This window comes from Labrys methylaminiphilus subsp. lupini (assembly GCF_051161885.1).
In the GTDB taxonomy this organism is placed as follows: Bacteria; Pseudomonadota; Alphaproteobacteria; order Rhizobiales; family Labraceae; genus Labrys.
The window spans coordinates 1,983,886-2,008,083 of record NZ_JBMDIH010000001.1; the positions used below are offsets into that span (position 1 = coordinate 1,983,886).

The 24,198-nt window shown below is 62.6% G+C and carries 23 protein-coding genes; 9 read left to right on the plus strand and 14 right to left on the minus strand.

Features of this window, described 5'->3' with window-relative positions:
• Nucleotides 1–54: 54 nt before the first annotated feature.
• Nucleotides 55–1,365: an N-acetylmuramoyl-L-alanine amidase gene (locus tag ACN6KF_RS09405; protein WP_434956596.1), complete on the minus strand. Its 1,311-nt coding sequence runs from the start codon at nt 1,363–1,365 to the stop codon at nt 55–57.
• A gap of 811 nt (nt 1,366–2,176) precedes the next feature.
• Here ACN6KF_RS09405 and ACN6KF_RS09410 point away from each other — a divergent pair.
• The 5 genes from ACN6KF_RS09410 to ACN6KF_RS09430 all read left to right on the plus strand — a co-directional run bounded on the left by ACN6KF_RS09410 (nt 2,177) and on the right by ACN6KF_RS09430 (nt 8,519).
• On the plus strand, nt 2,177–4,885 hold the full coding sequence (locus ACN6KF_RS09410) for an Rne/Rng family ribonuclease (RefSeq protein ID WP_434956597.1): 2,709 nt from the start codon (nt 2,177–2,179) through the stop codon (nt 4,883–4,885).
• Between the two features lie 252 nt (nt 4,886–5,137).
• On the plus strand, nt 5,138–5,917 hold the full coding sequence (locus ACN6KF_RS09415) for an NAD kinase (protein WP_434956598.1): 780 nt from the start codon (nt 5,138–5,140) through the stop codon (nt 5,915–5,917).
• Nucleotides 5,918–5,922: 5 nt separating this feature from the next.
• Nucleotides 5,923–6,525: a hypothetical protein gene (locus ACN6KF_RS09420; RefSeq protein ID WP_434956599.1), complete on the plus strand. Its 603-nt coding sequence runs from the start codon at nt 5,923–5,925 to the stop codon at nt 6,523–6,525.
• Nucleotides 6,526–6,555: 30 nt separating this feature from the next.
• Nucleotides 6,556–7,077, plus strand: a complete 522-nt coding sequence (locus tag ACN6KF_RS09425) for a CoA-binding protein (protein WP_434956600.1) — start codon at nt 6,556–6,558, stop codon at nt 7,075–7,077.
• A gap of 155 nt (nt 7,078–7,232) precedes the next feature.
• Complete coding sequence (locus ACN6KF_RS09430) at nt 7,233–8,519, plus strand: O-acetylhomoserine aminocarboxypropyltransferase (protein ID WP_434959643.1); 1,287 nt, start codon at nt 7,233–7,235, stop codon at nt 8,517–8,519.
• Here ACN6KF_RS09430 and ACN6KF_RS09435 read toward each other — a convergent pair.
• Nucleotides 8,498–9,589 carry a COX15/CtaA family protein gene (locus tag ACN6KF_RS09435; protein WP_434956601.1) on the minus strand — a complete coding sequence of 364 codons (1,092 nt, stop codon included), beginning with the start codon at nt 9,587–9,589 and terminating at the stop codon, nt 8,498–8,500. The two genes, ACN6KF_RS09430 and ACN6KF_RS09435, sit on opposite strands and share 22 nt — an antisense overlap.
• A 369-nt stretch (nt 9,590–9,958) precedes the next feature.
• Here ACN6KF_RS09435 and ACN6KF_RS09440 point away from each other — a divergent pair, with 369 nt between their 5' ends.
• Entirely contained in the window at nt 9,959–10,192 is a 234-nt protein-coding gene (locus tag ACN6KF_RS09440) for a DUF2842 domain-containing protein (protein ID WP_434956602.1), read from the plus strand.
• A 16-nt stretch (nt 10,193–10,208) separates the two neighbouring features.
• Here ACN6KF_RS09440 and ACN6KF_RS09445 read toward each other — a convergent pair whose 3' ends face one another.
• Entirely contained in the window at nt 10,209–11,075 is an 867-nt protein-coding gene (locus ACN6KF_RS09445) for a LysR family transcriptional regulator (protein ID WP_434956603.1), read from the minus strand.
• Nucleotides 11,076–11,169: 94 nt separating this feature from the next.
• Between ACN6KF_RS09445 and ACN6KF_RS09450 the strand changes: the two genes are divergently transcribed.
• Nucleotides 11,170–12,180 carry a zinc-dependent alcohol dehydrogenase family protein gene (locus ACN6KF_RS09450; protein ID WP_434956604.1) on the plus strand — a complete coding sequence of 337 codons (1,011 nt, stop codon included), beginning with the start codon at nt 11,170–11,172 and terminating at the stop codon, nt 12,178–12,180.
• A 26-nt stretch (nt 12,181–12,206) separates the two neighbouring features.
• On the opposite strand, the gene ACN6KF_RS09455 is transcribed toward ACN6KF_RS09450, so the two are convergent.
• The 10 genes from ACN6KF_RS09455 to ACN6KF_RS09500 all read right to left on the minus strand — a co-directional run bounded on the left by ACN6KF_RS09455 (nt 12,207) and on the right by ACN6KF_RS09500 (nt 20,491).
• Nucleotides 12,207–12,737, minus strand: a complete 531-nt coding sequence (locus ACN6KF_RS09455; RefSeq protein WP_434956605.1) for a DsbA family protein — start codon at nt 12,735–12,737, stop codon at nt 12,207–12,209.
• Nucleotides 12,737–13,006: a DUF1467 family protein gene (locus ACN6KF_RS09460; RefSeq protein WP_434956606.1), complete on the minus strand. Its 270-nt coding sequence runs from the start codon at nt 13,004–13,006 to the stop codon at nt 12,737–12,739. Before ACN6KF_RS09460 ends, ACN6KF_RS09455 begins: the two co-directional genes overlap by 1 nt.
• Before the next feature lie 33 nt (nt 13,007–13,039).
• Nucleotides 13,040–13,405, minus strand: coding sequence for a TfoX/Sxy family protein (locus ACN6KF_RS09465; RefSeq protein WP_434956607.1), 366 nt, complete (start codon nt 13,403–13,405; stop codon nt 13,040–13,042).
• A gap of 12 nt (nt 13,406–13,417) precedes the next feature.
• Nucleotides 13,418–13,795 carry a HesB/IscA family protein gene (locus ACN6KF_RS09470; protein WP_434959644.1) on the minus strand — a complete coding sequence of 126 codons (378 nt, stop codon included), beginning with the start codon at nt 13,793–13,795 and terminating at the stop codon, nt 13,418–13,420.
• 111 nt (nt 13,796–13,906) lie between these two features.
• Nucleotides 13,907–14,290, minus strand: a complete 384-nt coding sequence (locus ACN6KF_RS09475; RefSeq protein WP_434956608.1) for an SUF system Fe-S cluster assembly protein — start codon at nt 14,288–14,290, stop codon at nt 13,907–13,909.
• Between the two features lie 11 nt (nt 14,291–14,301).
• On the minus strand, nt 14,302–15,546 hold the full coding sequence (locus ACN6KF_RS09480) for a cysteine desulfurase (protein WP_434956609.1): 1,245 nt from the start codon (nt 15,544–15,546) through the stop codon (nt 14,302–14,304).
• A gap of 116 nt (nt 15,547–15,662) precedes the next feature.
• Nucleotides 15,663–16,985, minus strand: coding sequence for a Fe-S cluster assembly protein SufD (gene sufD / locus ACN6KF_RS09485; RefSeq protein WP_434956610.1), 1,323 nt, complete (start codon nt 16,983–16,985; stop codon nt 15,663–15,665).
• Between the two features lie 2 nt (nt 16,986–16,987).
• On the minus strand, nt 16,988–17,734 hold the full coding sequence (gene sufC, locus ACN6KF_RS09490) for a Fe-S cluster assembly ATPase SufC (protein WP_434956611.1): 747 nt from the start codon (nt 17,732–17,734) through the stop codon (nt 16,988–16,990).
• 54 nt (nt 17,735–17,788) lie between these two features.
• Entirely contained in the window at nt 17,789–19,261 is a 1,473-nt protein-coding gene (gene sufB / locus ACN6KF_RS09495; RefSeq protein ID WP_434956612.1) for a Fe-S cluster assembly protein SufB, read from the minus strand.
• Nucleotides 19,262–19,315: 54 nt separating this feature from the next.
• Nucleotides 19,316–20,491: a cysteine desulfurase family protein gene (locus tag ACN6KF_RS09500; protein ID WP_434956613.1), complete on the minus strand. Its 1,176-nt coding sequence runs from the start codon at nt 20,489–20,491 to the stop codon at nt 19,316–19,318.
• A 350-nt stretch (nt 20,492–20,841) separates the two neighbouring features.
• Between ACN6KF_RS09500 and ACN6KF_RS09505 the strand changes: the two genes are divergently transcribed.
• On the plus strand, nt 20,842–21,501 hold the full coding sequence (locus tag ACN6KF_RS09505; protein WP_149255056.1) for an alpha/beta hydrolase: 660 nt from the start codon (nt 20,842–20,844) through the stop codon (nt 21,499–21,501).
• A 76-nt stretch (nt 21,502–21,577) separates the two neighbouring features.
• Nucleotides 21,578–22,060, plus strand: a complete 483-nt coding sequence (locus ACN6KF_RS09510; protein WP_434956614.1) for a GNAT family N-acetyltransferase — start codon at nt 21,578–21,580, stop codon at nt 22,058–22,060.
• A 243-nt stretch (nt 22,061–22,303) separates the two neighbouring features.
• On the opposite strand, the gene ilvD is transcribed toward ACN6KF_RS09510, so the two are convergent.
• The gene (gene ilvD, locus ACN6KF_RS09515) at nt 22,304–24,145 is read right to left on the minus strand and encodes a dihydroxy-acid dehydratase (protein WP_434956615.1); all 1,842 of its coding nucleotides are present in this window, start codon (nt 24,143–24,145) and stop codon (nt 22,304–22,306) included.
• Nucleotides 24,146–24,198 lie beyond the last annotated feature (53 nt).

A 24,198-nucleotide genomic window follows, 5' to 3' on the forward strand; every position in this document is an offset into this window, starting at 1 on the left:
CACGGGCCCTATAGGAAGGCCTTTTGAACGCTGCCAAGCAGATCGCAAAACGCTTCAAGGCGTCGCGGGCGCAGAGCCGCTCGATGCCGCGGGCTGATTGGCGCGGCGCTGCTGGAAAAAGCCGTCGATCGCCGTCACCACGGCATCGGCGGCGCGGTTGCGCCAGTCATCCGATGTCAGAAGTTTCACGTCGTCCCGGCTCGACAAATAGCCCAGTTCCAACAGCACCGAGGGGATGTCGGGCGCAGTCAGCACCTTGAAGCCAGCCGAGCGGTGCGGATTCTTGTTGAGCGTGGCGGCCGCCTGAAACTGATCGATGAGGACCTTGGCAAATCCGTTGGAGAAGGACTTGGTCTCGCGCCGCGTGAGATCGATCAGAATATCGGCCACATCGCCAGGCTCCGAGGCCAGGTCAACGCCCGCGATCGCGTCGGCCTTGTTCTCCTGCTCGGCATAGCGCGCCGATTCGGCGTCGGATGCCCGGTCCGAGAGAGTGTAGATCGTCGCGCCCCTGACACCGAAGGGGTCGTGCAGGGTATCGGCATGCACGGAAATGAATAGCGATGCCCGGTTGGCTCGGGCGAACTGAACGCGGCCGGCGAGTGTGATGAAAGTGTCGCTGTCTCGGGTCAGGACCGCGCGATAACGGCCGGAACCGTTGATCTTGTCGGCGAGCCTCCTGGCAAATTCGAGCACGATGGTCTTTTCCTGCTCACCCGATTTGGATGTCGCCCCCATGTCGATGCCACCATGACCGGGATCGACCACGACTACGGGCAGGCCCGGCTGGTTTTCCGGCAGCAGAGGGGGCGAGGGTTGCGGCGTTTGCGGGTGCACACTCATATCCGAGCTCTTCTGGCTCGCCGCCGTGCGCAGGAAGGCAGCCCGCTCCGTCTTGACCAGATCGATGACCAGCCTGGCGGGTTGATCGTCCAGTGCATCAAGGAGGAAGGACTTGTCCACCGCCGCCGGTTCGGTCAGATCCAGAACGATACGCGACTTTCCGGGCGCGATCAGACCGAACCGATAGGCGCTGACCACGCCGCGTCCGTGCTTGCCTGTCTCAGGAGGCATACCGAACTCGATCTGCGGCAGATCGACCACCACGCGATAGGGATCGGGCAGCACGAAGACGCGAAAATTCAGACCGCTCACGGGACCGTGAAGATCGACGATCAGACGCGTGCGCCTGTCGTCGCCAGCCAGCCGTGCGTCGCTGGCCGTCAGGGCGGACGGCGTGGGAGCTGCAGGTGCTTGGGCGGCGGGTGGCTGCGTCGCTGCTGGCTCGGCCGTAGCCGGAGGGGCAACGGGGCCCTGGGCGGCGCGAGCCCCCTGGACCAGCCCCACCCCCAACAAGACGAGCATGCCTATCGCGGCGAGCCTCATTCCGCCCATCATCTCCAAATTGCATCGAACAGGCCTGCCGCACAGGCAGGCCCGGCAGATCGAAAAGCCACGCAGGACACTCGGTCACGCCCCCTGTCGCTGCAAGGCGGAATCCCACACGGAATTTAGCCCCGCCACTATCCGCTTGGAAGTGGCGAAACAATGATGCTGGCGCCAAAGGGTATCCCCAACGTTAACGCAGCTCCCACATTGTCCGTGTCCTTCTTGCAACAGCCAACGGAAATCCTTGCCAAATCGAACAATAACTCGATAAAACAATTCTGCTCTCGAATGGTTCTCCGACCATGCCGAATTCGAGCATCAGAATGGTCCCTGCAGACCGGTTGCGCCGTGAAAGCGTGACGATCGTATGCGGTGCCGGCCAAGCCGAGATTATTCGGCTACTGATGTGTCCTTAGAGGATAAGGAGAATCACGGGTGGCGTGCGGATCGCCTAGCGATCCGGATCGGCGCGAGCGCCGGTCGGATATCCTGTCCCGCCCATCGACCGAGAGCGCCGTCGCGGGATTCGTCCCGCGACCCGAACCCGGTGATGGAGCGATGCAAACAATAGCATCCCCCGGACGTCGTGAAGTGAAGCAGCGTGCACTCCCCGAGCGGATTGCACGAACACTGCCGCTTTCGCTTTCGGGACATACCATTCGCCCCTCATCGAGCCTTGTCCCAGCCAACAGAGCAAGCGCCTGCCGCCTTGGCAGGGCTGTATCGGCGTTCGTCGCCTGCAGCCCCGTGCATGATCCCGGCCGCGCTTGCCAGAGAGAAAATAATAATGGCCAACAAAATGTTGATCGACGCCGCCCACCCGGAGGAAACCCGGGTCGTGGTGGTCCGCGGCAATCGCGTCGAGGAGTTTGACTTCGAAGCAGCCAATCGCAAGCAACTGCGCGGCAATATCTATCTCGCCAAAGTCACCCGGGTCGAACCGTCCCTTCAGGCGGCCTTCGTGGAATATGGCGGCAACCGCCATGGCTTCCTCGCCTTTTCGGAAATCCATCCCGATTACTACCAGATTCCGGTCGCCGACCGTCTCGCGCTCCTGGCCGAGGAGCAGCGCTCGCATCGGGACGAGGATGACGAGGACGAAAACGGCAACGGCGGTGGCGGCGAAGGCGGCCGGCGCGGCGGACGTGATCGTCGTCGTGGTCGCAACCGCGGCCCGCAGCGCGCCGAGGCGGCCGAAGCCACCGACGCGGATGCTACCGTTTCCACGCCTGCGCCCGAAGCCGAAACCTCCGACGAGGAAGGCGGCTCAGGCGGCATCGTCGAGGTCGGTTCCGGCAGCGACGAGGAGCATGTCGAGGCGCTCGGCGGGGGCGATGTCGCCGACGATATCCCCGAGCGCGTGGTGCGCACCCGCAAGCAGTACAAGATTCAGGAAGTGATCAAGCGCCGCCAGGTGCTGCTGGTCCAGGTGGTCAAGGAAGAGCGCGGCAACAAGGGTGCGGCGCTGACCACCTATCTGTCGCTGGCGGGCCGGTACTCGGTGCTGATGCCCAATACCGCCCGTGGCGGCGGCATTTCCCGCAAGATCACCAATGCCGTCGACCGCAAGCGCCTCAAGGCCGTGGCCAGTGAGCTCGACGTGCCAGATGGCATGGGCGTGATCCTGCGCACAGCCGGTGCCTCGCGCACCAAGGTCGAGATCAAGCGCGACTTCGAATATCTGCTGCGCCTGTGGGAGAATGTCCGCGACCTCACCCTGAAGTCGGCAGCGCCGACCCTGGTCTATGAGGAGGGTTCGCTGATCAAGCGCTCGATCCGCGACCTCTACAACAAGGACATCGACGAGGTGATCGTTGCCGGCGACGATGGCTATCGCGAGGCCAAGGACTTCATGCGCATGCTCATGCCGAGCCATGCCAAGAACGTCCAAGCCTATCGCGAGGCGGCGCCGCTGTTCCAGCGCTTTGGGGTGGAAGCCCAGCTCGATGCGATGTTCTCGCCTTCGGTCAACCTGAAATCGGGCGGCTATATCGTCATCAACCAGACCGAGGCGCTGGTTTCGATCGACGTCAACTCGGGCCGCGCCACGCGTGAACACAATATCGAGGACACCGCCCTCAAGACCAATCTGGAAGCGTCCGAGGAAATCTCCCGGCAGCTGCGCCTGCGCGACCTTGCCGGCCTGATCGTCATCGACTTCATCGACATGGACGAGAGCCGCAACAACCGGGCCGTCGAGCGCAAGCTTAAGGATTGCCTGAAGAATGACCGGGCGCGCATCCAGGTCGGCCGCATCTCGCATTTCGGCCTGATGGAGATGTCGCGCCAGCGCATCCGCACCGGCGTGCTGGAATCCTCCACCGAAGTGTGCGCCCATTGCGGCGGCAGCGGCCATGTCCGCTCGGTCACCTCGGTGGCGCTGCATATCCTGCGCGCGCTCGAGGATCAGCTTCTCAAGAGCGCCACGCATAATCTGGTGCTGCGCACCCGGACGGCCACCGCACTCTATGTGCTCAACCACAAGCGCGGCCATCTCTACGCGCTGGAAGCCCGGTTCGGCGTTTTGATCACCGTCAGTGCCGATGAAACCATCGTGGGCAGCCAGAACTACCTGATCGAGCGCGGCGATATCGCGACGCCGCTGGAAGTGCGTCCCGTCGCGACCACGGTTCAGGTCGACTCCTTCCCGCCGGCCGAGGAAATTGCCGAGGTCGAAAGCGAGGCCGAGGAGGAAGACGAGAAGGAAAAGGAAGCCGAGGGTGGCCGCAAGCCGCGCCAGCAAGTCGCGGATGGCGAAGCCGAATCCGGGGAAGGCAACCGCAACCGCAAGCGTCGCCGTCGGCGTCGGCGTCGGGGCAATGGTGTCGGCGCCGAGGCGGATGCGCAGAACGCCGCGGCCGGTGAGAATGACAACGACGGTGAAGACGAGGGCGAGGAAACCGTGTCTGCCGGTGAGCCAGTCGTCGCCGAGCCCCCTGTCGCGGCGGACGTGACGCCGCCGCCCGCGGCCGAAGCTGTGGCGCCGAGCGAGGATGACGGAGTCGAAGCCGGCAAGCGCAGGCGCCGTGGACGGCGCGGCGGCCGTCGCGAGGCCGAGGCCGAAACGGCGACTGTTGCCCAAGCCGAAACGGCGGCTGTTGCCGAAGCCGAGGCACCCGCAGCAGCGCCCCCCGCAGTCGTCGAGGCCGTGGCAGCGGAAGCCGTCGAGGCCCCTGCCGTCGCCGAAGTCGTGCCAGAGGCGGTTGCCGAGGAAAAGCCGAAGCCCAAGCGCCGGGGTCGCAAGCAGGTGGCGATCAAGACCGAAGCAGACAGTGAACCGGCACCGGCCCCCGCTCAGGAAGCCGCACCCGTCCAGGCCGAAAAGGCTCCGGCGCCGGCTCCCGTTGTCGTCGAGCCCATCCCCGAGCCGGCACCGGAAGAGGTCGTGGCCACCGCCGTGCGCGAAGTCGTGGTGTCCAATCCTTCGGCCTATGTCTATGTCGACGCCGTCGACCCGGCCAAGCCGAAGAAGGCCGGATGGTGGTCGAAGAAATGACATGATCCCCCGGGATCTTTGGAGGCGCCGCACTGATCTTCAGTGCGGCGTTTTCTTATGCCGGACCTATCAACCGCAGGTCATTCTTTCCTCACCCAGTGTTTCCGCCAGATCGTCAAACGCTTTGAGCATTGGCAGCCGGCATTCTTTCGCGATAGGCTGGCGCCGGGCTTACGTCGCCTGCCTCACTCATCGGATCCGGGCGCGCGTCTGTCCCCTGGTCCAGCGAACATTCCCAATGCGATTTCATTCGTGACCAGCAAACATCATTTCGAGAAGATTACCTTCGTAGCCACCGCGACAACGTCGGCACGCAAGGCGCTCAAATCGCTCACCGCTCGCTATGGCGACGTTCCGATCGAGGAGGCCGAGGTTGTCGTCGCTCTCGGCGGCGACGGCCTCATGCTGCAGACGCTGCACAAATTGATGGGGCGCAAACTTCCCATCTACGGCATGAATCGCGGTTCTGTCGGCTTCCTGATGAACGAGTTCCGCGAGAACGATCTGCATGACCGCCTGGCCAAGGCCCGGCGCAGCGTGGTGCATCCGCTCGCCATGTGCGCGGTCGACACGCACGGCCAGAAGTCGAAATCCTATGCCATCAACGAGGTTTCGTTGCTGCGTGCGCGCTTCCAGGCCGCCAAGCTCAAAATCTCGATCGATGAACATGTGCGGCTGGAAAGCCTGATCTGCGATGGCCTGATCTTGGCGACTCCGGCCGGGTCGACCGCCTATAACCTGTCGGCCAACGGCCCGATCCTGCCGCTGGAGGCGCCCTTGCTGGCGCTCACCCCGATCTCGGCCTTCCGCCCCCGCCGTTGGCGTGGAGCCATCCTGCCGCAGCGCGCCCGCGTCACCATCGACGTTCTGGAGGCAGGCAAGCGGCCCGTCAATGCGGTCGGCGACAATGTCGAGGTCAAGGACGTGCAGCGCGTCGAGATAGCCATGGATTTGTCGCAAGACCTCATCATGCTGCACGATCCCGGGCACTCACTCGACGAACGCATTCTGCGCGAACAATTCGATTGGTAGCCACCATGCACGCCTCCCCCGTCAGGCAATTTGCCCATCGTTTATGTCTCGCTACCGGCCTTGCTCTATCGGCGTGTTTCCTGGCCGGCTCTGCGGGTGCGAGTGACGATCAAATCAGGCTGACCCCGTCGATGGTGGAGAAATTCATCGCAGCCCGTGGTGAATTGACGGTCCTTGCTGCCGATCTTGCCAAGAAGTATGGCGACCGTTCCGACACGCCCGGCGATGATCCGGTCGCTTCCCTGCCCGCGTTCCAGGATATCGCCGAAGCCAAGACGCGCATCGACGCCATCTTGGCCAAATATGAATTCAAGGATCTCGACACGCTCGATGTCGTTACCAATTCGGTGATGCTCGCCTATCAGGCCGACGTCCCCGACAACAACGGCACGGCCGACAACGCCCCGAACGATCCCGAAGCCGACAAGGCCAAGGCCAGGGCCGAGATCGAGGCGGATCAGAGCCTCACCCCCGAAAAGAAGAAGGAAGCCTTGCAGCAACTCGACGAGCAATTTGCTTCGCTGCAAGCCTTGACGCCACTTCCCGGCAATGCCGAAGTGGTGAAACCCTTCCTCGACAAACTCAAACCGATAGCCGAAGCTAATTGATTGAGCGGTCGACGACCGGCGGATTTGTAAATGAACCACGACAGCTATTCTGACGATTATATCGGCGACATCCTGCGCAAGGTTCACAGCATCGCCATGGTCGGCGCCTCGGCCAATGAGGTCAGGCCGAGCTATTTCGTGCTGAAATATCTCAAGCTGCGCGGCTATCAGATGTTCCCGATCAACCCGGGCCTCGCCGGCAAGACCATCCTGGACCTGCCGGTTTACGCCAGCCTGGCGACCCTGCCCGGTCCCGTGGACATGGTCGACATCTTCCGCAATTCCGAGGCAGCCGGTGCGGTCGTCGACGAGGTTCTCGCTCTGCCTGTCCTGCCCAAGGTGATCTGGATGCAGCTGACGGTGCGCAATGATGCCGCAGCCGCGAAAGCCGAAGCCGCCGGCATCGAGGTGGTGATGAACCGCTGCCCCAAGATCGAATATGGCCGGCTTTCCGGCGAGATCGGCTGGGCCGGTGTCAATTCCGGAGCGATTTCCTCCAAACGCGCCACCCGCGATCCGCGTGGCTTCCAGCGCCTCGGCCTGCGCCGGTAGGCTGTTGATACTGCCTGTCATTGCGAGCACAGCGAAGCAATCCGGAGCCCTCCTGCAAAAACTGGATTGCTTCGCTGCGCTCGCAATGACACCAATTCACCAACGCCGTGTCATTGCGGCCAAATATCCTGCAAGAACATCCAAGGAGGATCATGATGTCGGCTGAGCAACAACCAGGGTTTTCAACGCTTGCGGTGCACGCGGGCGCACAGCCCGATCCGACCACCGGCGCCCGCGCCACCCCGATCTATCAGACGACATCCTTCGTCTTCGACGATGTCGACCATGCTGCCTCGCTCTTTGGGTTGCAGGCCTTCGGCAACATCTATTCGCGTATCACCAATCCCACGAATGCCGTGCTGGAAGAGCGCGTCGCCGCGCTGGAAGGCGGCACTGCCGCCCTCGCGGTCGCCTCCGGGCACGCCGCCCAGATGCTGGTGTTCCACACCTTGCTGCAGCCGGGCGACGAGTTCATCGCCTCCAACAAGCTCTATGGCGGCTCGATCAACCAGTTCAACCATTCCTTCCGCTCGTTCGATTGGAACGTGCGCTGGGCCGATGCCAACGATCCCTCCAGCTTCGCCGCCGCGGTGACGCCCAAGACCAAGGCGATCTTCATCGAATCCATCGCCAATCCTGGGGGCATCATCACCGATATCGCCGCGATCGCGGCCATTGCCAAGAAGGCCGGCGTCCCCCTGATCGTCGACAACACGCTCGCCTCGCCCTATCTCACCCGTCCGATCGACTTCGGCGCCGACATCGTGGTGCATTCGGCCACCAAATTCCTGGGTGGACACGGCAATTCGATCGGTGGCGTCATCGTCGACGGCGGCAAGTTCGATTGGCTGGCTTCCGGCCGCTATCCGTTCCTGTCGGCGCCGCGCCCTGAATATAACGGCATCGTCATCGGCGAGACCTTCGGCAATTTCGCCTTCGCCATCGCCACGCGCGTGCTTGGCCTGCGCGATCTCGGCCCGGCTCTGTCGCCCTTCAACGCCTTCCTGATCCTGACGGGTATCGAGACGCTGCCGCTGCGCATGCAAAAGCACTCGGACAACGCCCTAGCGGTGGCACACTATCTTGCCGAGCATCCAAGCGTGGCCTGGGTGTCCTATCCCGGCCTCGACAGCGATCGCTACAACGCCCTCGCCCGCAAATACTGCCCCAAGGGCGCCGGGGCCGTGTTCACCTTCGGACTGAAGGGTGGCAATGACGCCGGCATCCAGCTGGTGTCGAACGTCAAGCTATTCTCGCATCTCGCCAATGTCGGCGACACCCGCTCGCTGATCATTCATCCGGCTTCCACCACCCACCGGCAATTGTCCGATGAGCAGAAGAAAGCAGCGGGCGCCGGTCCGGACGTGGTGCGCATCTCCGTGGGCATCGAGGATGTCAAGGACATCATCGCCGACCTCGATCAGGCCCTCGCCGGAAACTGAGCAGCAGATCCTGCGACCAGCCGCTGCGCGTGCACCGTCGCAGCGGTCAGGAGGAGGACACCGCCAAGCTGGTGCAGGATGCCTGCCCATAGCGGCACGACCAGCACAAGCGTGACGATGCCGATGGCGGCCTGGCCAAGCGCCGCGGCCGCGACCAGCAGGGCCCGGCTCCGCGCCGGGCCGTTGCCTCCTCGAACCGCCAGCCAGGCCTGCAGCAGGGCCAGCGCCACGATGAGATAGGCCACCATGCGGTGCTGGAACTGCACGGTCAGCGCATTCTCGAAATGATTCACCCAGGTCGGCGCCATGATGTAGAGATTGTTCAGGGCCGGGATGAAATAGCCGTCCATCAGCGGCCAGGTGTTGTAGGCAAGCCCTGCCCGCAAACCAGCCACCAACCCGCCCATGAAGATCTGCACCAGGATGAGCGGCACCAGCAGATAGCCAATCGCCTTCGCCGCCCCTGGAATGGCCCCGCTGTTTCGTTCATTCCTGAGCGAGGATGCAACCCAGACAATAGCTGTGAGAATGAGACAGGCCAGGCTGAGATGCATCGCCAGGCGGTATTCCGAGACCTCGGTACGGTCGGCCAGGCCCGACTTCACCATCCACCAACCCAGCAAGCCCTGGCTGCCGCCGAGCGCCAGCAAGCCGACCAGCTTCACGGTGAGCCTTGGCGTCAGCCAGCCACGCAGCCAGAAGATCAGGAACGGCACGGCAAAGACGATGCCGATCAGGCGCCCGAGCAGGCGGTGGCTCCATTCCCACCAATAAATGAACTTGAATTCCCCCAGCGACATGCCGAGGTTCAGTTTCACATATTGCGGGATCTGTTTGTATTTTTCGAATTCGGCTGCCCATTCGCCGTCTGACAGCGGTGGAATCGTTCCCTTGATCGGCTGCCATTCGGTGATCGAAAGCCCGGATTCGGTCAGGCGCGTGGCGCCGCCGACCACCACCATGGCAATCACCAACACGGCCACGATGACGAGCCAGGCTCGGACAGCGGTGAGATGGCCGCGGCTCATGCCAATGATGGCGGGATTGTCTGCGATGGCGGCCACGCGCATGCCTTTCCTGATCGACCGGCTGACAGCGTTTTGCGATCTGACGGGACCGCCAGGATGGGCAATAACGCACGAGCCAATCCAGCGGATTGGCTCGGAAACAGAGAGCTGGAGCAAATAAGCGTTCACAATTGAACGTGCTTTGCTCTAAAGCGTTTTGTGATTATAGGAAATCACCTAGAATCGCAAAGACGCGTCGAAACAAAGAGTTAGGGCAAACAAGCGTTCGGTCACGAACGCGCTTTGCTCTAGGGCGTACAGATATAGAAATCGCCGGCCAGGGGCAACGCGCGCTCGCGTCGCACTCCGACGGCATGTCGGCTTACGCCGTTCCAGCTGGCGAAGACGACGCCGACCACGGAGTTCGAGATCATGGCCCAGGACTACAAGCCCCCGTCCCTGCGCAAACTGGTCGGTTCATTGGCGATGCTGGTCCTGGTGGTGGTCTACGCCCTCCTCGCCATGGCGCTGGCGGAAGGTCGTATCACCGACGCGCCAGCCTGGCTGCAGCCCATCCTCTACGCCATTCTGGGCCTTGCCTGGGTCTTCCCGGCCATGCTCATCATCAAGTGGATGGAAAAGCCCAGGGGCAAGCCCAAGGGGTAGGAGCAGCACTCTCGCGTCACCGCAATTGGGCACTGACGGCCTGCGCAAAGATATCGACGACCGGATCCAGCAGGCGAAGATGCGGTGAACGCTGCATCTGCACATCGAGAACCAGGTTGAAATCGCCTGTCTCTTCCGGCACGGCAATGCCCGCATTGGCGGTCCGTTCCAGGATCCGGCGCGGCAACAGGCTGAGGCCGAGCCCCTCTCGCACCAGGGCCAGTTGCAGGCTGGAATCCTGGACTTCCGCAACCACCTGCAGCGCCCGCCCCCGCCGAGCCATTTCGAAAGCCAGGCGTTTGCGGGCATCGCATGGTTCGGGACTGAGAATCCAGCCAGCCTCGTCTATCGAAACGCCGCCCTTCCCGGCAGCATCGGCGCTGGCGGTGATGATTGCTAGATGCTCTTTTCCGAGAATGGTCAGGCGCTCGGCGACTATCTCGGCCGAAAGCAACACGGCGGCGTCGAGAGTGCCGCGCGCAAGCTGCTCGGACAAAGGCTGGCTCCACCCGGTGGTCAAGCGCAGCATCACGCCCGGAAATCTTAACCGCAGATCGTGAATGATCGGCGCCAGGGCTCCACTGGCGATGCCGTGCGCAATGCCGAGTCGCAGCACGCCCTCCGGCTCACGCCGCCTTGCCATCCGGGTCAACTCGTCATAGGCAGCCAGGACTTTCCGACACCGCGCTAGTGCCTCGACACCCAGGGGTGCCAAAGTGGGCGGTTTCAGGCGACGATCGAGCAATTCGAAGCCAAGGATCTGTTCGAGCCGCTGGATCTGGCGAGTGACCGCCGGCTGGGTCAGGGGCAGGCGTTCAGCCACCCGCTGGATCGAGCCTTCCTCGGCGAACAGGACGAAGGTACGCATCTCGCTCAGCATCATACATTTCCTGCATATTAATTCTTACTATTATGAATTTGAATATTATGCGCCGCATGCGCATCCTTGCCAAGCAGAGTGAGGCAAGGAGAGCCCAATGAAGGCAATCATCGTCGACGGCGAGCCGGGCATCGGCAATCTGCGCCTGGTCGACAGACCGATACCGGCACCGCGGCGCCAGGAAGTCGTGGTCCGAGTCCGCGCAACCGCGCTGAACTACCGCGATCTCGAAATCGTCCGAGGCAGCTACCATACGCGTTTTCCGCTTCCGCTCATCCCGATCTCCGACGGGGTCGGCGAAGTCGTCGCGATCGGCGAGGACGTCACCCGCGTGGCGGTCGGCGACCGGGTCTGCAGCACCTTCTGGCAGCGCTGGGTCGCCGGCAGCTTCGACATGGCGGAACCGAGCTATCAGCGCGGTGGTCCGCTCGACGGGCTGTTGGCGGAATACGCGGCTCTCGATGAACAGGCTGTCGTGCCCGCCCCCGCCGACCTCACCGACCTCGAAGCAGCCACCCTGCCCTGCGCCGGTGTAACGGCATGGCACGCCCTGGTCACGGCGGGACACCTCAAAGCCGGGGACACCATTCTCGTGCTCGGCACTGGTGGGGTTTCGATCTTCGCCCTGCAATTTGCCGTCAATGCCGGCGCCCGCGTGATCGTCACGTCCAGCAGCGACGAGAAGATCGAGCGCGCCAAGGCACTGGGGGCGACGGCCGGGGTGAACTACAGGAAGCATCTGCACTGGGGCGAGGCCGTGCTCGAACTAACGGGCGGGCGCGGTGTCGACCATATCCTGGAAGTCGGCGGCCCCGAAAGCTTTGCCCAGTCGCTGAAGGCGGTGCGTCGAGGCGGCCAGATCAGCGTGATCGGCTATCTCGGTGGCACCGAGGGGGCGATCAATCCACTCGATATCTTCCGGCGCCAGGTGACGGTTCGGGGCATTCCGGTCGGTTCACGTGCCTCCTTCGAGGCCATGAATCGGGCAATCCACACCAGCAAGCTCCGACCGGTGATCGATCGCAGCTATCCCTGGACCGACATCGCCCAAGCCTTGCATCATCTCGAAGAAGGATCGCATTTCGGCAAGATCGTGCTTCGGCATTGAGGCAACGGCCGCAGCCCGCAATGATCTCAGCCCCGCTGCTCCGCCGCGGCCAGCAAGGCCGCATGCAGGCCCCTGAGGTCGCGGCGACCATCGTGGCGAACGCCGTTGATGAACAAAGTGGGCGTGGCATTCACGCCGCTGGCGATGCCGCTCTGGAAATCGAGTTCGATCCTGCCCGCATAGTGACCAGCCAGGGCAGCCTCGACGGTGTCCGTGCCGAGACCGAGCCTGCGACCGTAATTGCGCAGGGCGCGATCGTCCAGCGCGTGCTGATTGTCATAGAGAATGCGGTGGGCATCCCAGAACCGGCCAATTTCGCTCGCGGCCTCGGCAAGCCCGGCAGCGTGCAGGGCATGGGGATGCGGTTCGATCAGTGGAAAATGCCGGAAGACATAGCGAAGCCGTTCACCCATCAGGCGTTGGACCCCGTCGATGACACCCACGGTCTCCCCGCAATAGGGGCATTCGAAATCGCCATACTCGACCAGGGTGACCGGCGCGTCGGCCAGCCCCTTCACATGGTCGTCTGCACTGATATCGCGCGAGAGTACGGCCATTACTGCTTGAGATCCGGCACGACGTCGAAGATCTGGTGCGGCATCCAGTGCTTGGACACGATGAGATAGACGCAGGTGAATATCGTGACGGCGATGGCCGTCGTGATTCCCGCCTTCATCAACAGCATCGGCTTTTGAGGCGCCCCGGCTTCGGTGCCCGGCACCACCTCCCCGCCCTCGACCTGGCTCTTCACGCCAAGCGGCAGCACCGCGAACAGGGTCATCCACCAGATGACGAAGAAAAGGGCGATCGAGAGCACGATGGACATGGGAATGATCCAATATCGACAAGGCGAGCACGCTCACAATGGCTGCGGCGGGCTCTTCCTGGAACGCTTTGCTTTAGACGCCTGTCTTGGCGCGCGCAAGGACGCAGCCAAACCCAGACGAGCCCATTTCAGGGCCTCGTCCGGATCGTCGAGCGCGTTATCAGGCAGGCTCCAATAGGGCAATTGCACCGTCCGGTTCTTGCCTTGATAGCGAAACGGGCGGGAGCCTGCTTCCTCGAACAGAGGCTGCGTCTGCGCATCCGCCTTGATCCAGATCTGGTCAGCTCCGCCAAGGGCGAAGACCATACCATCGGAATAAAGGCCGATCCCGCCGAACAGGCGGCGGATGGACAGACGCGGCATGCCGGCGAAAAGATCGCGCAGATGCTCGTGATCCATCCGGCAAAAGCCTCAATTCGTCGCTTCGAGGGCGCCGTTCGCGGCCGGTGTGATCGCCACCGACTCGCCGCAGCCACAGGCCGAGGTCTGGTTGGGATTATTGAACACGAACTGCGCCGCGAGCTTATCCGTCTTGTAGTCCATCTCGGTGCCAAGCAGGAACAGCACGGCCTTGGGATCGATCAGAACCTTGACGCCCTTGTCCTCGACCACTTCGTCGAGCGGATTGACAGCTTCAGCATATTCCATCGTGTAGGACATGCCGGCGCAACCACCATTCTTGACACCGACGCGCACGCCCTCATAGGCCTGCTCGGCATTTGCCATGATGGCCTTGATCTTCTCGGCCGCCGCATCTGTCAGCGAAACGACCTTGAACTTGGGACGGATCTTGCTCACTGGAACACTCCAACAACACCGGGTTCAAGGCCCGGCGCTCGGGTTACCGCATGAATATAAGCGCGACTCAGCGCAAATGCGAGAGGGACGGAACTGGATCCGTCACCACATATCCAGCGCAACCCGCGCTTCATCGGACATGCGTGACTGATCCCACGGCGGGTCGAACACCATCTTCACCTGGACCTCGGCGACACCTGGCACGCTCGCCACGGCATTCTCCACCCAGCCGGGCATTTCGCCCGCGACCGGACAGCCAGGCGCGGTCAGCGTCATGTCGATGCTCACCTTGCGGTCATCGGCAATCTCGACGCGGTAGATCAGGCCAAGTTCGTAGATATCGGCCGGGATTTCCGGATCGTAAACGGTCTTGAGCGCCGCCACGATCGCATCGGTCAACCGATCGATCTCTTCCGGCGGCAAGGCAGTCGCCCCTGCGACCGCCGGTTCATTGGGCCGCGTCTCGGCCAGATTTCCGTCGGCCATCACTGCCTCCGTCATGCAAAAAAGCTCTGCGCCTTGATCAGCGCCTCGACCAGTGCATCTACCTCGTCGAGCGTATTGTAAAGCCCGAAGGATGCGCGGCAGGTCGAGGTTACGCCATATCGCGCCAAAAGCGGCTGAGCGCAATGTGTTCCCGCGCGCACAGCAATACCATAACGATCCAGCACGGTCGCGACGTCATGCGCATGGGCATTCTTCAGTTCGAAGGACACGATAGCGCCCTTGCCCGGCGCTTCACCGAAGATCCGGATCGAATTGAGCTTGGAAAGGCGCTCCTGGGCATAATGTTGGAGCTTTTCCTCGTGAGCCCGGATGTTATCACGGCCGAGGGCCATCATGTAGTCCAGCGCCGCGCCCAGGCCGATCGCCTGCACGATTGGCGGCGTGCCGGCCTCGAAACGGTGCGGCGGCGTGGCATAGGTAATGCGGTCCTCCGTCACCTCGCCGATCATCTCGCCGCCACCGTTGAAGGGAGGCATCTTCTCCAGCCAATCCTTCTTGCCGTAGAGCACGCCGATACCGGTGGGCCCATAGACCTTGTGGCCGGTAAAAGCGTAGAAATCGACGTCGAGATCCTGAACGTCGACGTCGAGATGCACGGCGCCCTGGCTGCCATCGGCCAGCACCGGAATGCCGCGGGCATGGGCCAGCGCGACGATTTCCTTAAGCGGCGTCACAGTGCCGAGCACGTTCGACATATGGGTTACAGCCACCATCTTGGTGCGCGGACCCAGCAGCTTTTCAAAGGCTTCCAGATCGAAGGAACCGTCGTCCCGGATCGGCGCCCATTTCAATACGGCGCCGGCGCGCTCGCGATGGAAGTGCCACGGCACGATGTTGGAATGGTGCTCCATGATGGAAAGCACGATCTCGTCGCCCTCACCGATCTCGAGCAGGCGCCCCATGGAGGCGGCTACGAGGTTGAGCGATTCCGTTGCCGAGCGCGAGAAGATGATCTGCTCGATCGAAGGAGCGTTGAGGAACTTGCGTACGCTCTCACGACCGGCCTCGTACGCCTCGGTCGCCGCATTCGCAAGATAGTGCAAACCTCTGTGAACATTCGCATATTCATGCGTGTAAGCATGCATCATACGATCGAGCACCGCCTGAGGCTTCTGCGCGGAGGCACCGTTGTCGAGATAGACCAGCGGCTTGCCGTGGACCTGCAGGGACAGGGCCGGAAAGTCGGCGCGGACCTTGGTCAGGTCATAAGGAAGTGCGGCGACGGGCTTGTTCACATTCCCATTCCTTCGCTCGGAGTGGCGGTCTCAAGCCTATTCGGCATGCCGAGATGGCGGGACCACCAACCCCATCAATCGCAATTCTGGGATGGCGGCCAGAGGCCGCCACTCCCTCAGACCCGCTTGTCGAGCCAGGCCAGCGTGAGGGCGTTGAGCCGCTCGCGCAGTTCCTCGTTCTCCACTGTCTCGATGGCCTCGCCGACGAAAGCCTGCACCAGGATGGCCTCGGCCTCCTTCTGCGGGATGCCACGGGCCTTGCAGTAGAACAGCAGATCCTCGTCAAGGGCGCCGCAGGTCGCGCCGTGGGCGCATACGACGTCGTCGGCGAAGATCTCGAGTTCCGGCTTGGCATCGGCCTCGGCCGTTTCCGACAGCAGCAGCGAGCGGCTCATCATGCGCCCGTCGGTCTTCTGCGCACCGGGGCGGACCACGATCTTGCCCTGGAACACCGAACGAGCATCGTCGTCGATCACGGCGTGGAAGAGCTCACGGCTCTCGCCACCCAGCGCGGTATGATCCACCACCAAAGTGGTGTCGGCATGGCGGTTGCCGGCCAGCAGCGTGGCGCCCGACAGCAAGATCTTGGCGTCATCGCCCTCATAGGTGACGAAGAGCTGGTTGCGCGCCACGGCAGCCCCCGCCTCCAGCGCAAAGCTCTGCAGCAGGGCTTCCTTGCCAAGAGAGGCTAGAACCGTGGAAATATGCTGTGCTTCAAGGCTTTGCACCTGGAAGCTGATGCGTTGCAACTGCGCGCCATCGCCCAACTTCACGGCGAGGGCCGCATTGGTCTGATGGGCGACGCCCTCGGGCCCCTCGTAGCTGTCGATCAGCGTCAGCCTGGCGCCGGCTCCCAGAGCCACGAAGGAACGGGTGAAGGTCGCCTGCGGCACCGTTCCGGTGTGACGGGTTTCGATCGCAACGGGCAAGCCGATCTCGATACCCGCTTCGACGCTGACCACCACGCCGTCGCTCATGAAGGCGGTGTTGAGGTCGAGCACGGCGTTATTGGGCGCGCCGGCACTGAGATCGGCGACGAGTTTCTCGTCCGTCGAGGCCAGTGCCTCGGCCAGAGAAATCACCCTCAGTCCGGCCGGCAGCGCCGCAATGTTCGACAGCGCCGGCGAAAAGGCACCATCCACCACAACCAGGCGAATATGATCGAGCCCGGCGAGGAAATCCTCGGCCTTGCCGCCCGCGTTGGGCATTCCTTGCGGACTGGTCGCGACAGGGTTGGCGTCGCGCATCAGGGTACGCAGGTCGGTATATTTCCATTCCTCGACCCGGCGGTGCGGCAGGCCGCTTTCGCGAAAGCGGGCAATCGCCCCTTCGCGCAGGCCGCGCACCGCGCCGGCGCCCGGCAGCGCCGCGCGCAGGCCGCCGAACGCCTCGTCCAGAGCCGTTTCGGCCGAAGTCTTCACAGCAACGATATTGGCCATGGTTACGCAGCTTCCTCGTAGTCGCGATAGCCGTTGGCTTCGAGCTCGAGCGCCAATTCCTTGCCGCCTGACTTCACGATGCGGCCCTTGGAGAGGACGTGCACGCTGTCGGGAACGATGTGGTTGAGCAGGCGCTGATAATGGGTGATGACGATGAAGGAACGCTTGGGCGAACGCAGCGCGTTGACACCATCGGCCACGATGCGCAGCGCATCGATGTCCAGGCCGGAATCGGTCTCGTCGAGCACGGCAAGGCTGGGCTGCAGCAATGCCATCTGTAGGATCTCCATGCGCTTCTTCTCACCACCGGAGAAGCCGACATTGAAGGCACGACGCAGCATTTCCTTCGCAATCTTAAGCTCATCGGCAGCGCTGTTCACCCGTTTGATGAAATCGGGCGTGGTGAGCTCGGCTTCGCCGCGCGCCTTGCGCTGGGCGTTCAAGGCCGCCTTCAGGAAGGTCATGGTGGCGACGCCGGGAATTTCGAGCGGATACTGAAAGGCCAGGAAGACGCCGCGAGCCGCGCGCTCCTCGACCGGAACTTCGAGAATGTTCTCGCCGTCGAGCAGAATCTCACCCGCGGTGACCTCGTAATCCTCCTTGCCGGCCAGAATATAGGACAGTGTCGACTTGCCTGAGCCGTTCGGACCCATGATGGCCGCGACTTCGCCGTCTGCCACCTTGAGGCTCAGGCCCTGGATGATCGGCTTGCCGTCGATTTCGGCATGGAGGTTCTTGATTTCGAGCATCGTAAAGTTCCTAGAAATAGTAACGCCGGAGCGTGAAAAGACTGGCGCGCCGGATCAGCCGACGCTGCCTTCGAGGCTGATGGAGATGAGCTTCTGCGCTTCGACCGCGAATTCCATCGGCAGGTGCTGCAGCACGTCCTTGACGAAGCCGTTGACGATCAGCGCCGTCGCCTCTTCGGCCGACAGGCCGCGCTGGAGGCAGTAGAACAGCTGGTCGTCCGAGATCTTCGAGGTGGTGGCCTCATGCTCGAACACCGCCGTCGAGTTCTTCGACTCGATATAGGGCACGGTATGCGCCCCGCAGTGCTCCCCGATCAGCAGCGAGTCGCAATTGGTGAAGTTGCGGGCGCCGGTTGCCTTGCGATGGGCCGAGACCAGGCCGCGATAGGTGTTGTTGGAGTGGCCGGCCGAAATGCCCTTGGAGATGATCCGGCTTTTGGTGTTCTTGCCCAGATGAATCATCTTGGTGCCGCTGTCGACCTGCTGGCGGCCATTCGATACTGCGATCGAGTAGAACTCGCCCTGGGAGCCTTCGCCGCGCAGGATGCAGGACGGATATTTCCAGGTGATGGCCGAACCGGTCTCGACCTGAGTCCACGAGATCTTCGAGCGCGCGCCGCGGCAATCGCCACGCTTGGTAACGAAATTGTAGATGCCGCCCTTGCCCTCGGAGTCGCCCGGATACCAGTTCTGCACCGTGGAATATTTGATCTCGGCGTCATCGAGCGCGATCAGTTCGACCACGGCGGCATGGAGCTGGTTCTCGTCGCGACGGGGCGCCGTGCAGCCTTCGAGATAGGAAACATAGGCGCCCTTGTCGGCAATGATCAGGGTGCGCTCGAACTGGCCGGTCTTTTCCTCGTTGATACGGAAATAGGTCGACAGTTCCATCGGACAGCGCACGCCCGGCGGCACATAGACGAAGGAACCGTCCGAGAACACGGCCGAGTTGAGCGTCGCGTAGAAATTGTCGGTGGTCGGAACCACGGTACCGAGATACTTCCTCACCAGATCCGGATGCTCACGCAGCGCCTCGGAGATCGAGCAGAAGATCACGCCGGCCTTCTTCAATTCGTCCTTGAAGGTGGTGACGACGGAGACAGAGTCGAATACCGCGTCGACGGCGATGCGGTTGGCCGGCGCCACGCCCTCGAGGATCTCGACTTCGCGCAGGGGAATGCCGAGCTTCTCATAGGTCTTGAGAATGGCCGGATCGATCTCGTCGAGCGAGGTCAGCGCGGCGTTCTTCTTGGGTGCTGCGTAATAATAGAGATCCTGGAAATCGATCGGCGGATATTCCACGCGCGCCCAGGTCGGCTCCTGCATGGTGATCCAGCGCCTGTAGGCGTCGAGACGCCATTCGGTCATCCAATCCGGCTCGCCCTTCTTGGCCGAGATGTAGCGCACGATCTCTTCGGACAGGCCCTTGGGTGCAAGCTCCATCTCGATGTCCGTGACGAAGCCATATTTATACTGGTCGACGTCGATCGCCCGGACCTGTTCGACGGTTTCCTGGACTGCAGGCATGTTGGTCTCCTGGTGCCGCCCGAAAGCGGCAAATTTTACAGATCGAACAGGGCTTTATGCGGCCCGATGCTTTCTGTCATGTAAGTTCTTGCGCAGCCTTTTCCAGGCCGCGATGAAAAACTCGATCTCTTGGACTGTGGTTTCCCGTCCCAGCGACACGCGCAAGGCGCAACCGGCCAGCGCCGGCGCCACGCCCATCGCGGTCAGCACATGGCTGACCTTCACCTTGCCCGACGAACAGGCAGATCCCGAGGAGACGGAAATACCCTCAAGATCCAATGCGATCAATGACGTTTCCGCCGCCATCCCCGGCTCGGCCACATTGAGCGTGTTGGGCAGGCGCGGTACTCCCTCGCCAAACACGACCACGTCCGGCGACGCTTCGCGCAATGCCGTCTCCAGCATCGAGCGCAGAGCGAGGCTTCTCTCGGCATAGGCCGCAAGATCCCGTGCGGCGGCACGTGCCGCCGCGCCGAAACCGGCCAGCGCCGGCACGTTCTCGGTGCCGGCCCGCAGTCCCTTTTCCTGGCCACCGCCACGGATAAGTGGGTTAGGCTGATGCAGGCCATCGCTACCCAGAACCAGAGCGCCAGCACCGAGCGGCCCGCCGAGCTTGTGGCTCGAAATCGTTAGAAGGTCGGCTCCAATCTCATTGATCAGACACGATATCTTCCCCGCTGCCTGTGCAGCGTCGCAATGAAACAGGCTGCCGGCCGCGTGAACGCGCGCTGCGATCTCTTCCACCGGCTGCACCACACCGGTTTCATTGTTGGCCAGCATCACCGAAACAAGACCGGTCTCTCCCCTCGCGCGCCATTCGTTCAGCAGGGCATCGAGGGCATCGAGGTCGAGCACCCCGTTTCCATCCACTGGCAACAAGGCGATATCGGCATTCTGCGGATGGGCGCCATTGGTCACGCTGGCATGCTCCACGCTGGACACAGCCATGCGTCGAAGAGAGGGCTGACCGGGCCGCTGCCAGTCTAGATTGAGGGCCAGATTGTTGGCTTCGGTGGCGGAGGCGCAAAAAACCACGTTCTTGGCCAAGGCACCGATGAGATCGGCAACCTCATGCCGGGCCGACTCGACCAGCTTGCGTGCCGCACGGCCATCCGCGTGAACGGAAGACGGCGCACCGCAAAGCTCCAGTGCCGACAGCAAGGCGGCCCGAGCCTCCTGCCGCAATGGCGTGGTTGCATTGTGGTCCAGATAGGTGCGCGACCTGGTCAAACCCCAAAAATCCGTTGTTCTACCGCTCCACCAATGCGGAAAAGCTTGCAAAACGCCCTGCTCTTCGTGTTAAGAAGCGCTACCCGAACGCGGGCTGGGTGCAATGCGTCCTTATCGGCGCATGGATCGGAGCGCATCGCGTAGCAGCGATGAGCTACTTTAGAATTATTCTAAGTCATTAGAATTATTCTAAAGTTCTACTCCTGCCGACCTCAGCCGTCAAGGCCAGTCATCGGAGCCGGAGCGCGGGTCCCGAGCAGGGTTTGAAAGTTCTAGCAGAATTTGATTGGCCGGAAGCCGTTCCGATCAACCAAATTCTGCTCTGGCACACGAAAAAGGCAACTCAATATATGCCCGAAGTTACGTTCACCGGCCCGGCAGGCCGCATCGAAGGCCGCTTCCAGCCGTCCAAGCAACGCGGAGCCCCCATTGCGATCGTCCTGCATCCGCATCCGCAGTTCGGCGGGACGATGAACAACAAGATCGTCTACGATCTGTTCTACGCCTTCGTGCAGCGGGGCTTTTCGGCCTTGCGCTTCAACTTCCGCGGCGTCGGCCGTAGCCAGGGCTCCTTCGATCATGGCGCGGGCGAACTCTCCGATGCAGCTTCCGCCCTCGACTGGGTCCAGGCGGTGACGCCGGAAGCCAAATCCTGCTGGATCGCCGGCGTCTCCTTCGGCGCCTGGATCGGCATGCAGCTCCTGATGCGCCGCCCGGAGATCGAGGGCTTCATCTCGGTGGCACCACCGGCCAACCGCTTCGACTTCTCCTTTCTCGCCCCCTGCCCGTCCTCCGGTCTGATCGTCCATGGCGACGCCGATCGCGTCGCGCCGCTCAAGGATGTCGAGACACTGGTCTCCAAGCTGAAGACGCAGAAGGGCATCGTCATCGAACAATCGGTCATTGCCGGTGCCAATCACTTCTTCGACAACAAGACGGACGAGTTGATCGCTTCCTGCTCGTCCTATCTCGACAAGCGCCTCGGGCTGAACGACATCGACGCGGCCTGATCCGCGTCGAAATCTTGGTTCCAGGCAACACAGCCAGCCCGCCTTCCATGGCGGGCTTTTTTGTTGGAGCACGACAATGTCCCTGATCATCCGCCGCGCCGAACCGGCCGATACCGCAACAGTGTTGGATCTGATCCGCGGCTTGGCGCTCTATGAGAAGCTCGAACACGAGGCGATCGCCACCGAAGCCGACATCCAGGCCAGTCTATTCGCCACCAATCCACGCGTCTTCTGCGAGATCGCGGAATGGCAGGGCGAGACGGCCGGCTTCGCCCTGTGGTTCTACAGTTACTCGACCTTCCTCGGCCGCCACGGCATCTATCTCGAAGATTTGTTCGTCCGTGATGCCTATCGCGGCCACGGCATCGGCCAGGCCCTGCTCGGCCATCTCGCCAAGCGTTGCGTCAGCGAGGAGTTAGGCCGCCTCGAATGGTCCGTGCTCGACTGGAACGAGCCTGCCATCGGCTTTTATGAAAGACAGGGCGCCGTGCTGCGCAAGGAATGGATCGGCTGCCGGTTGACCGGCGAAGCGCTGGAAGCGCTGGCGAAACAGGGCTGACAACAGCCTCTTCTTGAGATGCCTGCGATTCCCAGAATATGCTGGTCATTAAGAAACGGACCGACGAGTCGCGGGAGCCTCAACTTTTGTCATCACCGGGCTTGTCCCGGTGATCCAGGGGCCATCAATCTCGATAAGATGCGGTGTCTGGATACCCGGGACAAGCCCGGGTATGACAAAAGTGGAGTTCTTCTCGGTCTCGTTGTGAATTTTGAGTCAGGCTCTAAGACCAGCAGACCGGCGTCAATCGAAATCGGGCACCTGCCTGACAGCGCCCTTGGCGGCGCTGGTGGCCATGGCGGCGTAGGCGCGCAGCGCCGTGGTGACCTTGCGCTTGCGCGGCGCGGCCGGACGCCAGGGCGCGGCTCCCTTGGCGGCGCGCCGACGATCGAGCTCGTCATCCGGCACGGCCAGCACGATGGTGCGGTTGGGAATGTCGATCTCGATGCGATCGCCCGGCTCGACGAGGCCGATAGTGCCGCCCTCTTCCGCTTCCGGAGAGGCATGCCCGATCGACAGGCCCGAGGTGCCGCCCGAGAAGCGCCCATCGGTGATCAGGGCGCAAGCCTTGCCCAGGCCTTTCGACTTCAGATAGCTGGTCGGATACAGCATTTCCTGCATGCCCGGGCCGCCGCGCGGCCCCTCATAACGGATGACGACGACATCGCCGGCCTTGACCTTGCCGTTGAGGATGCCGTCGACCGCCGCGTCCTGGCTTTCGAACACCACGGCCGGCCCGGCGAATTTCAGGATGGATTCGTCGACGCCGGCGGTCTTCACGATGCAGCCGTCGAGAGCGAGATTGCCCTTCAGCACGGCCAGGCCGCCATCCTTGGAATAGGCATGCTCGGCCGAGCGGATCACGCCCTTCTCGCGGTCAAGATCGACATCGTCCCAGCGCCGGTCCTGGCTGAAGGCGACCTGGGTCGGCACGCCGCCCGGCGCGGCCTTGAAGAACTCGCGCACGCTCTCGCTCTTGGTGCGCACGACGTCCCAACGGTCCAAGGCTTCCGCCAGGCTGGCCGAATGCACGGTCGGCAGGTCGCGGTTGATCAGGCCGGCGCGGTCGAGCTCGCCGAGAATGCCCATGATGCCGCCGGCACGGTGAACGTCCTCCATATGAACGTGGCTGACGGCCGGGGCGACCTTGCAGAGCACCGGCACATGGCGCGACAGCCGGTCGATATCGTCCATGGTGAAGGCAATCTCGCCTTCATGGGCTGCAGCCAGAATATGCAGCACCGTGTTGGTCGAGCCACCCATGGCTATATCGAGCGTCATGGCATTCTCGAAAGCGCCGAAACTGGCGACCTGGCGCGGCAGCACGCTTTCGTCGTTCTGCTCATAGTAGCGACGCGCGAGATCGACAATGAGATGGCCGGCCTCGACGAAGAGACGTTTGCGGTCGGCATGGGTGGCCAGGGTCGAGCCGTTGCCGGGCAGCGACAGGCCAAGGGCTTCGGTGAGACAGTTCATCGAATTGGCGGTGAACATGCCCGAGCAGGAGCCGCAGGTCGGGCAGGCCGAGCGCTCGATTGCCTTCACATCCTCGTCGGAGACCTTGTCGTCGGCCGCGGCGACCATGGCGTCGACGAGATCGAGCGCCTTGGTCTTGCCGCCCAGGACGACCTTGCCGGCTTCCATCGGGCCGCCCGACACGAAGACCGTGGGAATGTTGAGGCGCAGCGAGGCCATCAGCATGCCGGGCGTGATCTTGTCGCAATTGGAGATGCACACCATCGCGTCGGCGCAATGGGCATTGACCATATATTCCACGCTGTCGGCGATCAGTTCGCGCGAAGGCAGACTGTAAAGCATGCCGTCATGGCCCATGGCGATGCCGTCATCCACCGCGATGGTGTTGAACTCCTTGGCAACGCCGCCGGCCTGCTCGATCTCGCGCGCCACCAATTGGCCGAGGTCCTTGAGATGGACATGGCCGGGCACGAATTGGGTGAAGGAGTTGACGACCGCGATGATCGGCTTGCCAAAATCCCCGTCCTTCATGCCGGTGGCGCGCCAGAGGCCACGGGCACCGGCCATGTTGCGGCCATGGGTAGTGGTACGGGAACGATAGGCGGGCATCGGCGTCTCTGTGCGTTCGTTAAATCAGGCGGGGAAGCGATCGTATATGAGCC